The 15,746-nt window shown below is 44.7% G+C and carries 13 protein-coding genes; 10 read left to right on the top strand and 3 right to left on the bottom strand.

The window, feature by feature from the left end; all coding sequences use genetic code 11:
• Positions 1-16 precede the first annotated feature (16 nt).
• The 10 genes from MTBPR1_RS15150 (at position 17) to MTBPR1_RS15105 (ending at position 12,015) form a co-directional block, all read left to right on the top strand.
• A complete protein-coding gene (locus MTBPR1_RS15150; RefSeq protein ID WP_069189866.1) occupies positions 17-907 on the top strand; it encodes a hypothetical protein in 891 nt (296 codons plus the stop codon).
• A 6-nt stretch (positions 908-913) separates the two neighbouring features.
• Positions 914-2,377, top strand: coding sequence for a tetratricopeptide repeat protein (locus MTBPR1_RS15145; protein WP_069189865.1), 1,464 nt, complete (start codon positions 914-916; stop codon positions 2,375-2,377).
• A 19-nt stretch (positions 2,378-2,396) separates the two neighbouring features.
• Entirely contained in the window at positions 2,397-3,878 is a 1,482-nt protein-coding gene (locus tag MTBPR1_RS15140; RefSeq protein WP_069189864.1) for a tetratricopeptide repeat protein, read from the top strand.
• A 122-nt stretch (positions 3,879-4,000) separates the two neighbouring features.
• Complete coding sequence (locus MTBPR1_RS15135) at positions 4,001-5,197, top strand: flagellin N-terminal helical domain-containing protein (RefSeq protein WP_069189863.1); 1,197 nt, start codon at positions 4,001-4,003, stop codon at positions 5,195-5,197.
• Positions 5,198-5,339: 142 nt separating this feature from the next.
• Positions 5,340-7,328 carry a motility associated factor glycosyltransferase family protein gene (locus MTBPR1_RS15130; RefSeq protein WP_069189862.1) on the top strand — a complete coding sequence of 663 codons (1,989 nt, stop codon included), beginning with the start codon at positions 5,340-5,342 and terminating at the stop codon, positions 7,326-7,328.
• Between the two features lie 5 nt (positions 7,329-7,333).
• A complete protein-coding gene (locus MTBPR1_RS15125; RefSeq protein ID WP_069189861.1) occupies positions 7,334-9,238 on the top strand; it encodes an O-linked N-acetylglucosamine transferase family protein in 1,905 nt (634 codons plus the stop codon).
• A 79-nt stretch (positions 9,239-9,317) separates the two neighbouring features.
• Positions 9,318-9,839 (top strand): flagellar biosynthesis regulator FlaF, encoded by a 522-nt coding sequence (locus tag MTBPR1_RS15120; protein ID WP_083223135.1) that lies wholly within the window; start codon positions 9,318-9,320, stop codon positions 9,837-9,839.
• A 39-nt stretch (positions 9,840-9,878) separates the two neighbouring features.
• Positions 9,879-10,604, top strand: a complete 726-nt coding sequence (locus tag MTBPR1_RS15115) for a sugar phosphate nucleotidyltransferase (RefSeq protein ID WP_069189860.1) — start codon at positions 9,879-9,881, stop codon at positions 10,602-10,604.
• Positions 10,605-10,623: 19 nt separating this feature from the next.
• Entirely contained in the window at positions 10,624-11,478 is an 855-nt protein-coding gene (locus MTBPR1_RS15110) for a class I SAM-dependent methyltransferase (RefSeq protein ID WP_069189859.1), read from the top strand.
• 18 nt (positions 11,479-11,496) lie between these two features.
• A complete protein-coding gene (locus MTBPR1_RS15105) occupies positions 11,497-12,015 on the top strand; it encodes a dTDP-4-dehydrorhamnose 3,5-epimerase family protein (RefSeq protein ID WP_069189858.1) in 519 nt (172 codons plus the stop codon).
• Here MTBPR1_RS15105 and MTBPR1_RS15100 read toward each other — a convergent pair.
• The 3 genes from MTBPR1_RS15100 to MTBPR1_RS15090 are packed head-to-tail and all read right to left on the bottom strand — an operon-like array spanning position 12,012 to position 15,736.
• Positions 12,012-13,169, bottom strand: coding sequence for a radical SAM protein (locus MTBPR1_RS15100; RefSeq protein ID WP_069189857.1), 1,158 nt, complete (start codon positions 13,167-13,169; stop codon positions 12,012-12,014). The genes MTBPR1_RS15105 and MTBPR1_RS15100 overlap by 4 nt on opposite strands.
• 23 nt (positions 13,170-13,192) lie before the next feature.
• A complete protein-coding gene (locus tag MTBPR1_RS15095) occupies positions 13,193-14,743 on the bottom strand; it encodes a hypothetical protein (protein ID WP_069189856.1) in 1,551 nt (516 codons plus the stop codon).
• Positions 14,744-14,758: 15 nt separating this feature from the next.
• Positions 14,759-15,736, bottom strand: coding sequence for an NAD-dependent epimerase/dehydratase family protein (locus MTBPR1_RS15090; protein WP_069189855.1), 978 nt, complete (start codon positions 15,734-15,736; stop codon positions 14,759-14,761).
• Between the last annotated feature and the right edge of the window lie 10 nt (positions 15,737-15,746).

Here is a 15,746-nt window from a genome sequence, read left to right as displayed (position 1 = left end):
AAGATAGGATCTGATTATGCCTAAGAATAAAAAAGCCCTTGTCACATTGGCAATTGGTGAGCGTTACGAACAACTTTGGGACAAATATTGTAAAAACACATGGGGACCTTACGCTGAAAAACATGGCTATGACATCATCGTCATCAAACGCTGGCTTGATGAAACCCCACGCGAAATCCCTCGCACACCGCACTGGCAAAAGCTTTTGATCCTTGAGGCTGAAGAAACCCAAGGCTATGAAGACCTTGTGTGGATTGATACAGACATTGCCATTAACTTTGTGACCGCCCCTTGTATTGTTGACTCAAACAATTCCGATAAAATCGGTGTTGTTCGATATAATGAAACCTACTCACCTGAAATGCTTGATGGCGGCTTTGCGCGCACCTTAAGACAAAACGCTAGCCAGACCATTCGCCAAGCTGGAAATATTTCCTTTAGTGAACGCTATGAGCGCGCAGGCCTTCCCGGTGATGTAGACGATCTGATCAACACAGGTGTCATGGTTCTTAAACCGGAACATGGCAAAATTCTTCGTGAAGTCTATGACACATATGAAGAGAACCCGTTCAGCGCCAAAGAAAATATTCCGCTTTCTTATCACCTGCTGAAAAACGATCTCTGCCATGGCATTGACGGTCGCTTTAACAAGCTATTTGATCTGGAACTCATCCACAGCGCACCTTACATGTATGTCACAGGTACGGTGATGGATACCAAACAACTCTTCCATATGGTGAACTCCATCTTCATCAATTCCTTCTTCCTTCATTTTATTGAAGGTGAAACACGTGGCTATATGCAAATGGTTATCCCGGGGGCTAAGCACCCAGACGTGACTGTGCAGATTGAAAGAGACGCACCACGTCAGGAATTTATCATTGGTAAACATAAAGCCAACCTATAAGAACGAATGAACCTGATCCGCACCATCCAAAGCCATATTCGCAACGGTGAAATAGGCAAGGCTGCCCAACTCTGTAAAAGCAGCCCTTTGGATAGTGCCGATCTTTGTGAATCTTATGCCATCTGCTTGTCCTCCATGGGCAAAATGGATGAGGCGATTATCCAGCAAAAAAAGGCTGTCTCACTCAGCTCGAATGATCCGCGTTTCTATAAAAACCTTGGCACCTTTTACGCCCTGAGCCAACAGCCAGAACAGGCTCTCAAGGCTTGGATTTCTTGCAAGGAAGTCCATAAAAACGATCCTGTTTTCCTGCATAATCTGGGCACTACAGCCCTGAAATCAAACCAGTTTCAAACCGCCGCTGAGTGTTTTGTAGATGTTTTAAAACTGGACCCTACAGCCCCTGCGCCCAAACGCGCGCTTGCCCTTGCTTACGTCCAGCTTGATGAAAATAAAAAAGCACTTGAATGCTATATTGATATAGAAAAATCACAACAAGAAAGCGTGCAAGACCTCTATCAGCTAGCCCTTGTGGCCCGCGACCTTGATCAGCTTGATATATGTCGCCGTGCCTTGGAAAGGGCCCTTCACAAAGAGCCTACCCATATTGAAGCCCAATATGAATATGCCCAGCTTCTCTTGAGAGAACACGAAAACACCAAAGGCTTTGCGACCTTTGAATGGCGCTTAAAACGTACAGGTGCCCCATCTTATAATATTGCCCCTGAGCTTTCTATCGGTGAAAATCCAAAAGGTGGCAAAATCTTGATTTACAGTGAACAAGGTGCAGGCGATACACTCCATTTTTCAAGCTATCTGAAAATCTTAGATGAACAACATATTGAGTATGACCTGTTATGCCATCCCTCCTTGGTACGTTATTTCAAATCCTATAACATTTCTGCAATTGGGTTTAACCAGCCCCTTGCAAGTTATTGGCGCCAATGCCCCTTACTGAGCCTCCCCCACCGCCTCAAGCTTGACGACCCTACTCAAAACACCAGTCTCTCGCCTTATATAAAAAGCGCCAAACATATTGGTCTTTGCTGGACAGGTTCACCAAGTTTTGCCAACAATCATTTAAGGACACCGGGTTTTAACCATTTTGAAAAACTGATCAAAGACAATCAAACTTTTGAATGGACCAACCTTGTCCCCGACCATTTAGATGCAGACCTAAATGTAAAACATGTGCTTACACCTCAAAGCGACTATCTTGATACAGCTCACCTGATCAAAAGTCTTGATCTGGTGATTACGGTGGATACCTCGGTTGCCCATCTTTGCGGCCAGTTAAATATTCCCACATGGTTGATCTTGCATAGACCACCAGACTGGCGATGGTTTCATGATGAAGAAAGATCAAGCCTGTATCCTAACATTCGGATTTTTAAACAAAAAACGCCGCGAGACTGGACAAACACCTTCCTAAATGTGCAACATGCATTAAAAGAGTTGAACGCGCGCTAAAAAGGGGGCAAAGACGATTATGGCAGATGCAAAAATGTTATTGGATCAGGCCCTTCACTTTGAAGGCCTACAGAAAATGGGAGATGCGATTGCCCTTTATAAAGACGTAATCACGCTTGAGCCCAAAAATGCCTTTGCCTATGCCCATCTTTCAAGCTGCTACTTCCGCCTTAATCACCCCCAAGAAGCAAATGAGTTTGCCAAACTCGCCATTCGTCATGAGCCGAAGAACACTGCCTATCACTTATTATATGCGAGAACACTTGGGGCTATTGGCAAGCGAAGTGAAGAACTTAAACATCTAAAAATCACCAGCCGGTTAAATCCAAACCATGCAGAAACACGTCTGCTTTTAGCAAATGAGCAATGGTTTGCAGGTGAACTTGATGAAGCGATTGATCAATATAAGCTCCTACATACCGCTTTTCCTGATGAAACCGAATATATGAAGCGGCTTGCTTTTGCCTATATGTTTCATGGACCCCAAGAAGAGGCTGTAGATGTTTTTGAGAAACTGCTGGAAAAAGAACCCAAAAACGCAGAACAGCATTTTTACTATGGCCTGTTGCTTCTGTCGCTTGATCGCCAAAAAGAAGCCTGGCCCCATTATGCATGGCGACATGTCTATAACCCGCCACATTTCAAGCGTTTTAAAAACAACTATGCCACATGGCAGGGCCAAGATGTGGCTGGTAAAAAAATGTTGCTCACATGGGAACAAGGCATTGGCGACACCATCCAATTTGCCCGATATGCCACAGCTTTAAACGAAATGGGCGCTGAGGTTATTTTGGATATTCAGGCCCATTTGATTGAACTGCTCAGCAGCCTGCCCCATAGCGCAGAAAACCCGATACGCATCCATGATACGGCTCAGCCACAGCCTGAGGCGGATTATCTGATTTCCCTGATGGATATTCCCTTCATTTGCACCCATAGCAACATTGAAACCCCACCTATCCAAACACCTTACCTTCAGGCACCTGTTGACCTCATTGAGCATTTCGCAAAGAGCATGGCCGGGCTTAAAGGCAAAAAAATCGGCCTCTCATGGCAGGGCAACCCCAACTATCCACGTGATGTGGCAAGGTCCATCCCCTTAAAAGACCTCAGCCCTCTGGCAACAATTGACGGGGTCGATTTGGTCAGCTTGCAATGCCTGCATGGCACAGACCAGATTAAAGACTTCCCCCATCCTCTTTTAGACCTTGAAGATGACATTCTTGAAGGCAATCGCGGCCTCTCGCGCATTGCTGCTGTTATTGAAAATGTCGATATGGTTATCTGTTGCGATTCAGCAATTGCCCATCTCGCAGGCGCTTTAAACAAGCCCACATGGCTGTTCATTCCGACCATTCCAGACTGGCGTTGGAAACTGCACGGAAACAGCACAAGCTTATACCCTTGCATGAGGCTCATTCGCGCCCCGAAAAACCATAGCTGGGAACAGGTCGTAAGCCAGAAGCTGCCTGAGTTAGAAGAGTTTATTAGAAAGCTGTAATGGGCATGATTTTCCCATTGACTCTGAGGCCGACTTATAAGAGAATGCATGGTATCCGAAATAGATTCGGAACGCCGGAGAAGAATCTCCGACACTTTACACTCTAGAAAGGAGTATTAGCTATGAGCGACGTAACTCTATCAGCTGCTGTACGCGACAGCCTATTATCACTTCAAAATACAACTGGTCTTATTGAACGTACACAGGGACGCCTGTCCACTGGTCTTGAAGTTGCATCTGCAATCGATGATCCAGTTAAGTTCTTCCAGGCTAAATCACTGACTGACCGCGCGTCTGACTTTGACAGTAAAAAAGATGATATCGACCAAGGTATCTCTACCGTTACTGCCGCTATGGATGCAACCGAAGCTGTTGAAGACATCGTAAACCAGCTGAAAGGTCTTGCCCTTTCTGCTAAATCCGCGACTTCTACACAAATCGGTGACTTGGTAAGCCAGTTTAACGACCTTCGTACACAAATCAGTAACCTGACAACTGATGCCGAATACCAAGGTTTGAACCTCGTAAACGGTACTGGCAGTACTTTGACTGTTCAGTTCTCTAACGAGACTTCTTCAACTCTGACTGTAAACTCAGTAGATATCACGACTGAGCGTAACGGTCTAAACATTGAAAAAGCTCAAACTGCACTAGCTATCACAACAAACGCAACAAGCTTGAACTTCTCTTACGCTTTCCAAACTGAATCTTCGATTTCAGTAGGCGATAAGATTACTCTGACTTATGCGGGTGAGACGAACTACACACTCACAAGTTCTAGTGACTATACAGTGTCCTTCGGTGGTAAAACATTGACACTGACAATGGCATCTGCTGGTACTTTGGAAACAACTGCTTCATTCCAAGGTGGCCACGTATTGTCTGCTGGTGGTGCTGTAACACTGACCGTTAACGGTACAGCTTCTGCTACAGAATCAACACTGGCAAACACTGTTAAAATTGGTGCTGACTCTGACGCTGCAGCAATTTCTCTGACAGACACCGCAGGTGTTCGTATTCTCGATAAAGAGCTCACTACTCAGATCAACGCAATGTTGACTGACCTTGACTCTGCATTGACTACTCTGCGTTCTAAAGCACAGAACCTTGGTTCTAACGTAGCCTTGCTACAAACTCGCTTGGAATTCACAGAAGAATATGTGAACACGCTACAATCTGGTGGTGACAAGTTGACACTTGCTGATCTGAACGAAGAGGGTGCTAACCTCTTGGCTCTGCAAACTCGTCAACAGCTTGGTATTCAAGCTCTGTCCTTCGCCGGTCAAGCTGAACAAGGTATCTTGGGTCTCTTCCGTTAAGATCCATGACGTTACTTTGAGAAAAAGAGGGTATTCATACCCTCTTTTTTTTTATTCTTTTTAAGCAAAATTAACCTTCTGTTGAAAGATCATCCCTTATAGTCTCAGACGGTTAAACATAATATATGGCGAGTGGGATAAAATGACCGAGCTTAAGAACACTGAACTTTTTGAGAAAAATCTCGATTTTTTCAAAAAAGCCATGCCCGATCTCCATCAGCACTTATCTGAAATAGAAGAAACCAGCTCTCAACTCATTTTTGATGAAGACGGTAACCCTGACATCGAGTTTCGCGGGCAAAAGCTGTACGACAAACCCATTGATGAGTTTGTTGAAGAGCAGCTTGAGGCTTATTACGCCGCCCCACAAGGGATTCATCTCGCCCCACCCCAAACATCAAATATGGACTCCATCGGTCAGGAGTTTAATTACAATGTCCTTAAACGTTCCGTTGAAGAGGTCGAGGCAACCTTTTCTGCTGAACCGGAAAATACAGAAGAAGCCTTTTATATTGTGGTTATGGGGATCGGACTTGGTAAACATATTCCAGAGATTGCCAAACGCAGTAAATGCTGTGGCCTCCTCATGCTTGAGCCCAATCTAGAATTTATCTACCACTCTCTCTATATCACCGATTGGGTAGAGATATTTGAGCCCTTCAAAGGCCCTGAAACCGGACGCTACGCCAATATTTATTGTGACAATGAGCCGGAATATAACACCTCCTTACTTCTGAATTTTATACGTGGCATTAACCCGTCTTTTTGTGATGGCCTGCAGATTTATACCCATTACCCAAATACAATTCTGGATGCCACCAAGAAAAGCTTCGTGCGCGAAGCCTCAATGGCTGTAACAGGCTTAGGTTTCTTTGATGATGAAAAAATCATGATCGAAAACACCTATCGTAACTTTAAAGACAGCACGGATTATATCTTTAAAGATTCAGGCAAACGCTGTGACTTGCCTATTTTCGTCATTGGCAGTGGCCCCTCTTTATCCATGTCTTTTGACTTTCTTCGCGAAAACCAAGACAAAGCTATTATTGTTTCAGGTGGCACGGCCTTAAAACCTCTTTTGGCCAATGGCATTCGCTCCGATTTTCAAATTGAAATTGAAAACGTTGAAGCTGTTATTGGTGTGCTTACTGATATTAAAGAAAATTTTGGCACTGAGGGCACCACGCTTGTGACCTCAAACTCCATCCAGCCAGATGCCGCGAACTGCTTTGATAAGAAAGTTTTCTTCTTTAGAAATAGCCTTTCAACAACACCAATCTTTAGCTGGGGAACCAATCACCAGTTACGTGAGGTCAGCCCAACGGTTGGCAATGCGGCTGTTTCTTTTGCCCAGCAAATCGGCGGCAGAGAGTTTTATTTCTTTGGTCTTGATTATGGAGCACGCCAAGCTGAACAAATGCATGTAAAAGGCTCTGCCTATGATGATGGCGTGGCCTTTAAACGTCGCTTTGATCAGAAATACAAAGGCAATTTTGGGGGGCATGTCTATGTGGATCATATCATGCGATGGGCCCGCATTATTACAGAAAGAAGCATTCGCCGCTATCAACGTGGACATACATACTATAACTGTAGTGATGGGAGTTTTATTGAAAACACCATTCCACGTCTACCCAGAAGCTTAAAACCACTCCCCGCAGTAGATAAACAAAAAGCTGTAGAACAAATTTTGGCTAATTTTGGTGTTTACTCGCCTGAACATTTCAAAAGAGCTTGGTTTGCAAAGGACTGGAAGCAAGAAGCGTCAAATTTGTGTAATGACATTATCAAAATTCTAGATGATGAATTAGAAAACAAAGAAGAAAGAAGCTATTGGGCTCGATATCTTGAAAAGATCGCCCGCGCCATTATTGCACCGGAAGAACAATGCTCACCAGAAATGCTCATGATGCGTGGTTCCATTTTCATGATGTTCATGACTGCCGTCTTTTATCCACCGCGTGTGACTGATCCTGATACGCGAAAGAAAGTGGAAATAATTGTGATTGAAGAACTGAAAAAATCAATTGAGGATCTACGTAAAAAAGTTGAAACTTTCTTTGATGAGCTGGACCCAGAGTCAGAACAGCCCTTTGAAATTTCATCCAAGTCTAACAGCGAGAATGGGTAATAGAAATGACCGACGCCATTAATATTCAACAGCTTGAACAAGCCCGCAATTTCATCCATCAATCCCAATATCAAGATGCGCTGGTACCTTGTGCTGAATTTCTTGAAGCAAACCCGGACCACCCCTACGGTATCCACCTTCTGGCTATTATCGCCTTCCTTATGGGGGATAACCATAAAGCGCTGAACCTGCTTGAAAAACTTCATGAGACTTTTCCTGATTGTCGCGAAGTTGTGGATACACTTGCGGTCATTTTGGGACGTTCAGGCAACGTCAATGACAGCCTGTATTATGCAAAACTTGCAACCGTGCTTGAAACAGATCAAAAACATGCCGACCTCATCCCGGTAATGTTCAAAGATTACGCAGCCGCCCTTAACAGTTCCTCCAATGAAGCTCTGTTTATTTCACCAGCTCTTGAACTTGATAAAGGGCGTTATCAGGAATGTATCAGACTGTGTAAAAACCACATCAAAACCAACCCCAATGACTGGGACATGTATTACATCATGGCCCGTGCATTTCGGGGCCTGCATTCCTATGACGATGCGCTAACATCTCTTCACACTGGCCTTGCCGGAAACATGATTGCCAAGCCTGAATGGCAAATCGAAGTCGGTGACAGCTGGACAGGTCTGGGCCATCTTGATGATGCCTTTAACAGTTATCTAAGTGCTGCAAAAGCAGCCAAAGGCCACGAGGAAGAAACTATTTTACTTAGCCGTATTATGGTTTCATTAAGCAAAATCGATCGCCTTGATCACGCTCAAAGCAAAGCCATTGTCGCGCGCTTAAATGAGCTGACACTTGCTGATATTGAAGAAGCCATTTTGATGGGCGGTGGTGAAGACCTTGATGGTCGTAAAATCCGTGTCGCTTATCTATCTGATTCATTTTTTGATTGTGAAAAAGGCGAGATTATTTTATCTGCACTTAGCAATCATGATAAAAGCAAATTTGAAATCTTCTGCTATCAGCAAAATAGCCAAAACGATGCCACCACAGGCAAGATGCGCAATGTCTCTGATGATTGGCGCGAAATCCGCGATCTTGATGACCTGACAGCAGCCTATCTGATCACCTGTGACGGTATTGATATTCTGATTGATTGTATTGGCATTAGTGAGAACCAGCGTCTCAACCTTGTTGCGCAAAAACCGGCACCAGTTGTACTTTCCTGGCTTAATGACCTGCCAAGTGATCAACTGGTTGAAACAGACCGTACACTCAATAACGAGACCATGAATAATGGCGGAATTTGTTATGACTTTGGTGGTCTGCTCTTTGATATGAACCACACCCACGTGGACAAGCAAGAAGCCGAACGTGCCTTTGTTTATGCAACCCATTGTGACCTTGCTAATGTGACAACCGATGTCATCATGGCATGGAACGAAATCCTCACAAAAGATACATCTGCCAACATCCTTGTTGGTGGCAAAGGCTGTAACCAGCGTGCTGTGCGCCAACGCTATAGTGAAATTTTCATGAACAGCGGCATTGCCAACCGTATCTTCTTCCAAAACCTTTCAAGTGAAGAAGCTGAAACCTCTGCGCTGATGAACACCTCTGATGTTCTGTTATGTACGGCACCACAGTCCAATGCACGCACAGCTGCTATGGCTTTATCAACGGGTACGCCTGTTGTGGCGCTTCAAACGGAGCAAACATCCATTCAATCAGCTGTAAATGTCTTAAAGGCAGCAGGTAAGGAAGACTGGATTGCCAGCGACATTGAGGCTTATGCAAATAAAGCCATTGAACTTGCCAAGCTTAACGTCACAAATGGTAAGAAAAAACTCGCCGATGACATGCAATCAACCAACTTGTTCAACCAGAAAAACCTGGCACAAGAGATTGAACGCAATGTTATCGAAGCCTTAAAAGACAAGGGATGTCTCAACGACTAAATAAAGAAGTTGAACCCATTAATGTGACCCTATAGGATGCATTAGGGCCAAGAAAGAATTACACTGGAGACAGAACAAAATGGCATATACAGACAAACCGGACACGGGTTACCAAAGCGCGCCGACAGGCGGTCAGCCCACGTACAGTGAAGCATGGGCCCTGATTGCTGCTGCACGTAACCTTGTTGAAAGTACGCAAATCGAAGACGAGAAAGAACGCAAAACGGCTATGCAGGCTGCCTTGCGTAAAAACTGGAAACTCTGGACGATTTTCCAGGCGGAACTTGCGATTGCTGAAGAAACCCCGGTTCCTGAAGATGTACGTATCAACATGCTGACCTTGGCAAAATTTGTTGATAACCACACTGTACAACAGCTTTCAGACCCACAGGCAGAACGCGTCATGGTTCTGGTTGATATTAACCGTAATATCGCCAACGGCCTTCTTGAAGGTGCACAAAATGCTGATGCAGCACCTGCACCAGAAGCAGCCGCTGCAGCCCCCCCTCAACAAGGCTATCCGGCACAGCCCGCAGCACCTGAGGCAAATGCAGAAACACCACCGGTAACCGTACCAAGCGGCTTGAATGAAGAAGCCTAAGCTACGTAACTTTTCAGATAAGTTTCTCTAGAGGTTTTCTTGCAATTCGTTTTTCTGGTTGGTGGTTTTGGCACACGCCTTGGCGAGAAGACAAAACAGACACCCAAACCGCTGCTTCCCATTGGGGGGCAGCCCTTCCTCCTCTATCTGGTCCAATGGGCCAGATGGGCAGGTGCGCATGAAATTCTGTTGCTAAGTGGCTATCTTGGTCAACAGATTGATGAATTTGCCCAAACCTACAGCACAGATGATGTCGTAATTAAAGTGGTTCATGAAACTGAACCTCTTGGTACAGGCGGTTCATTAATCCACGCCTATCCCCATCTTGAAGATAGTTTCATTGCCTCAAACGGTGATTCATGGCTTGCATGTGATCCCCGTGCGCTTATCTCCTTAAGCCAAAACAATCCCAAACAGCTTGTTTCCATGGCGTTGCGCAAAATTGCAGATACATCCTCATCCGGTGTGGTTAAACTTGATGACAATGGCACTGTGCTGAGCTTTGCTGAGCGTGGGGAGGCCAAGCCGGGCCTGATCAATGCAGGTATCTATTTCATGAAGAAAGAGCTCTTTGAAGCTCACCGAGCAAGCGTGCAAAAGCTCTCCTTGGAAAGTGATATTTTCCAAACCATCGCTCAAAAAGGTAAAATTTCAGGCCTTGCCCATGATGGCTACTTTATTGATATTGGCACACCTTTAAATTACTCCCTTGCTGATAATGAATTTTCCCAAGAATTTAATATGTTTTTAGAGCCTGAAAAGTAGCTGGCATAAGGTAAATCTGATGGAAAGAAATAACGAACTTTTTTACGAAATTGCCTGGAGCCTGCGCTCGCAAGTCTTTGATCGTATTATTCAGGATGGTCCTAAATCCATTTTTGATGCTGTGGAAAAATATAACCAGTTTGAAGTGGGGCATACACTCAAACTTGCCACATCCTATCCAGAAGATGATCCGAATAATTATCATCTCACCGGTAAAGGTGTTTTTACCAAAAATGATGTTCCTGATGCCTTAGTGACACAAAAAGCCCGTCTTCTAGTTGCTATGCGCCTTGCCTTGCTCCAGCGTATTCGAAAACTGATTAAGGGTGAGATTGACACCATTGTTGAGCTTGGCTGTGGCTACGGCATTAACCTGTTTTTGCTGGATAAACTCATTAACAAGGACAAACATTACAATTTTGTCGGGATGGAGTTTAGTAATTCCGGACGAGAGCTGTGCGCAAAAATTGCCAAGATTGATGAACAGCTCAAAATGAAGGTCAGCTTCATTGATCATCAAGAACCGGAAATACCTGAAGCTTTGCAGTTTGACCCGCAAAAGACCTTTGTTTTCACCTGCCACTCGCTCGAACAAATTGCCCATATTCCTGAGCATTATTTCGAGTTCCTCACCACCATTGGGCATACGGGTGCCAATATTGAACCCTTTGGCTTTCAGTCTGATGAAGTGCTCGAAGGTAAAGAAGCCCACAGGCAGTATATGGAACACCAAAAATACAATATGAACTTCCTTGAAGTTTATGAAAAGTCACTTGCCAATAACGTCATCACTGAAACAGAGCGCGATTATCACATATCCGCCCTACAAGATGACAACCCCTCCTCCTTTGTTTCATGGACAGCTGTGAAATAACCAGACAGGTAGAAGAAAATGAAAGTTGAAGAAACCAAACTCGATGGCGTGTTGAAAATTACCCCGCCAACCATCTTTGAAGATTTCCGTGGCGAATATATCGAAACCTATAACGAGCGCCTCTATCATGAAGCTGGCATTGACCAGCCTTTCATTCAAGATGATATCTCAGTTTCCTCCCAGCATGTCCTGCGCGGCATCCATGGCGATGCAGAGACATGGAAGCTGATCAGCTGCCTGCATGGAAAATTCTATATTCTCGTCATCAACTGGGATAAAGATTCCCCACAATTTGGGCAGTGGGAAGGCCATACTTTATCGGCAAAAAACCGTCACCAGCTTCTCATCCCGCCCAAGCATGGCAATGGGCATGTGGTCCTGACAGATGAAGCCATTTTTCATTATAAACAGACAAGCGAATATAACCGCGCAGGCCAATTCACCTTGCTGTGGAATGACCCGAAACTAGACCTTTACTGGCCCATTAATAACCCGATTGTCTCACCGCGTGATAGTGATGCGCAGTATCTAACTTAAGTCGTTAGACGCTCACGAATATAGTTTTGGACTTTCTTTTGGAAGTCCTCAACTTTAATGGCTTTTGCCGTCCCGCAGAACTTACAGGCTTGCCCCAGATTACCTGTGAGCAAAGATTTACGAAGTTCGACCATATCGGGTGAGTTAAAGAACTCATCCGGTTTTTCAGCAAAGTCATAATTTCCAATAGGGCCGTAAGAGCCCGTACAAGGCTCCACACCACCATCGGCTAATAAGATCGCCAACTGCCATGGCTGGATACAATCACGTGTCTCACCCTCTTCTAGGCGACAACCATGGCGCATATGGTCACCCACATTGGTTGTGGTCACACGATCAGCAACGATTTCATCTTTCTGGCTATGGCCCAATGCTTTATTGATGATTGTTTCCAGACTTGGGTGCATATAAAAACCAACCCCATTTTCCAGACAAATCTGGCGCGCATCAACAAGGTCCTGTGCTGCATCTACCAGCTCATCGTCAGGGAGCTCAGAAATATGACTGATATCGACCGTATCAACACGATCAGAATAATCCATCACCAAATCCTGTAACTTAAGGTGCTGCACACCCAAAGAAACCATCAAGGCCGCAAGGTCTTTAAAACCACCCAGACTTGATTTGGTCACAACAGCAATCACATGCATATTCATCTGCTTGCGCCCCATGGCAAGGCCGGCAGCTTTAACCATATTGACGTTATAGATCACATTGCGCAGGTCGCCCCCTTTGCGGACCTTTCTGGTCATCTCGCGATCAACATTATCAATACTGAAGGTCAACATGGAAAAACACGCCATCAGTCGGGCTTGTTCCCATGTCAGTGGTTTTTGGAAATTCGTCACCGTATGGGTAGGCAAACCCATTTCAAAAAACGGTGTGACAATTTCTTCCCAACCATCAATATAGGTCAACTCACCACGTCCAGACAGGCTAATAAAATCAACCCCACTGTTTTTCATCAGGCTTTTAAGCTTTTCAATGCGCTCAGCAGACATATCCACCATGCCATATTCCTCAGCATGGGGCACACTGCAATACGTACAACGCAGGTTACAGCGGCTTGTCAGCTCCAGCGTCCAATTGCGCAACAGCTTTGCCGGAACTTTCGACAATGCTTTTTCAATATTGCTATTTTTCACGTCACCCATTTGAACACCTATTGCCTTGATTATTAATGGTTTGCATCTGCTAAACTGAGAATACCGCTCCAGAAATGATCTGGAGAATAATATTGATCATAAAAGTCTGAAGCATTCTGGCGAATTAAGGATACCAGTTCTTCGTCCTGCTCTAAATATTTTATATAGTGCTTTAATTGCGCATAGCTACAAAATGGAACGTAATGCACAAAAGGCACCAGATAATGCGGTGCTTCCACACTCTCTTCTTCCAAGATCATACTATTGGTCAAAATGGCTTCCCAAACCGTCCCCGTCATGGCGGTTTGCATGGTTGTGCGCGCCGTCAGGATCAAGGAAACTTTTGCACGTGATAAAGCACGCGCATATGCATCCATGGTGGCGACTTCGCCTTTTACATGATGGTTGGAAAAATGCATTTTCACATTGAGGTCACTCTCAAGAATTTTTGTCGCCCACGGCACCCGCATGGGATTTAACGTTCCATGAAAAAGGGTAAAAATATCTTTTTCGACATCTGGACAATCAAAGATCGAGCGTGGATAAGGGCATGGAAAACAAAGCGTTTTCTTTTCAACATCTTCAGGTAATGTGCCGATATAGGTTGAATGGCTGTGATGAAAAGCATCTGCCAATTCCATGGTTTGACCAATGGCTTTTTTCTGCTTATTACCCCATGCATCTGCAAAGAAACCAATGACTTTAAAACCGTATTCTGCCTTCCACGCCGCCAAGCGCGCCTGTACACGCTCGGTAATCTCCGGCTCATGATGCGACAGCAGGTTATCAATATAGATGTAATCAGGGCGCCACTCGCGCACCTCTTTTTCTAAACGATCAATCTGCTCTATATAGTCTTCAGCACTGTAATGTTTGGTATGAACAAAAGCATCATGATAAAAAGTGCGATAATCCAGCCCCAATGGCAAAGCAGTTTTGGGGTAAAACTCCAAAAACTCCACATCGCGTGCTTCTTTTGAGGAATAGGCCCGTTGGCGAAAAACACCTAAAACCTTTTTCCCCTTAAAGGCCGAAATATCCTTAAGCTCACATTTGTTAAAATGATCCAATACAAAAGGCAGTGCCGTTTTACCCTGCTTAAACTCTTCAATAGCCTTGGTAATTTTAGCTTTAAATTCATCTTGGCTTAATGGGGCAAGCTCACCTGAAGAACTGATCAGTCGCTTGCCATAGGGGCGCAATCTTGCAGCCAACTCCATCAAGGCCTGCACCACATCTTTTTGATTGGCCTGCATGAAATCACGCATGATTGAATAGATTTCAAACACCACCTGATCACACATCACATCACCAGACATACGGCTGGTTTTCATGATGTTCGCTGCAACGCTGATAGACTCAACTTTCTTGCCAGCTTTGGTCAAAATACAAAGCAGATTGATAAAAGGCCAAAAAGAAGTATGAAATTCAGAACATGCCAAGCGGGTAAAGCTTTCTGCATAATCTAAAAGATCATGCTCAATCAGTCCTTTGACAATAAACTTGATCTTCTCTTCATCACCCTGACAGCTTTGATAAAAAGCGGGAATACCTTCAATACTGTCTGGAAACACAATCTGCATTGTTACACGCTCGCCTTAACCTAATGCTTTGGGGTTTGCACGTAGCCAGTCACAAGTCTTTTTGATCCCATCAAGCAGGCTCGTCTTGGCTTCAAAGTTGATTTTCTCTTTGGCATATTCATTCGAGATCAAACGGATCGGCACGGTGGAAGGCTTGGATGGGTCAAAGCGCACATCGTTATTATCAAAGCTTTCCGCCTCAATCGCCGTATTAAGGATATCTTTTACCGTTACCCCATAACCAGAACAGACATTCACCGCCAGATACTCATCTTCACAATCAAACGCCTTAAATGAGCCTTCCATGAAGTCATCAATATAGATCAGATCGCGGATATCTTCACCTGTGCCCCACACCTCAATCGGTGTTTGACGCTCAAACACTTTGCGGATCATGGCTGCTGTTACGTGAGAGGATTTTGGATCATACTTATCCCATGGGCCATACACATTTGAAGGGCGAATGACCAAGCATGGCATTGGCTTTTTAAGATGCGTTGCGTAGGTCTCACACAGGATTTCAGCATAACGCTTCATCCATGCAACCGCGTGATATACAGTTGAGGGATGTTCATCCAGCATTTCTGGTTCTGTCACGGGGCGATCACCCGTATCAGGATAAGAAGCGCCAGAGCCAATAAAGACAAACTTTTTAATGCCTTCAACGTAGGCCGCTTCCATCAAATGGGTGTTCATCACCACATTGGGCGTCACATGTACCATCGGGGTTGTGGCAATAACGCCTGCGCCTTGGGTATTGGCTGCGCAATGAAAGACATAATCCATACCCTTAACCGCAGCTTCACAATTTGCCAGATCGCGCAGGTCCGTTTTGATATATTCCACACCCTCAACAATCGTCTTGGGCTCTTTATTATGAAGGGTTGCGCGCACATTTGCGCCTTTTTCAACCAGATTCAAAATATAATTGGTGGCTAAAAAACCAGCACCGCCCGTTACAAGGACATTGGCCCCTTTTAAATCTACAGTCATCTGTCTTTCC

The sequence above is a fragment of the Candidatus Terasakiella magnetica genome (assembly GCF_900093605.1).
GTDB classification, from domain to species: domain Bacteria; phylum Pseudomonadota; class Alphaproteobacteria; order Rhodospirillales; family Terasakiellaceae; genus Terasakiella; species Terasakiella magnetica.
The sequence above is the reverse complement of the archived record's forward strand: the minus strand, read 5'-3'. Positions and strand labels throughout refer to the sequence as shown.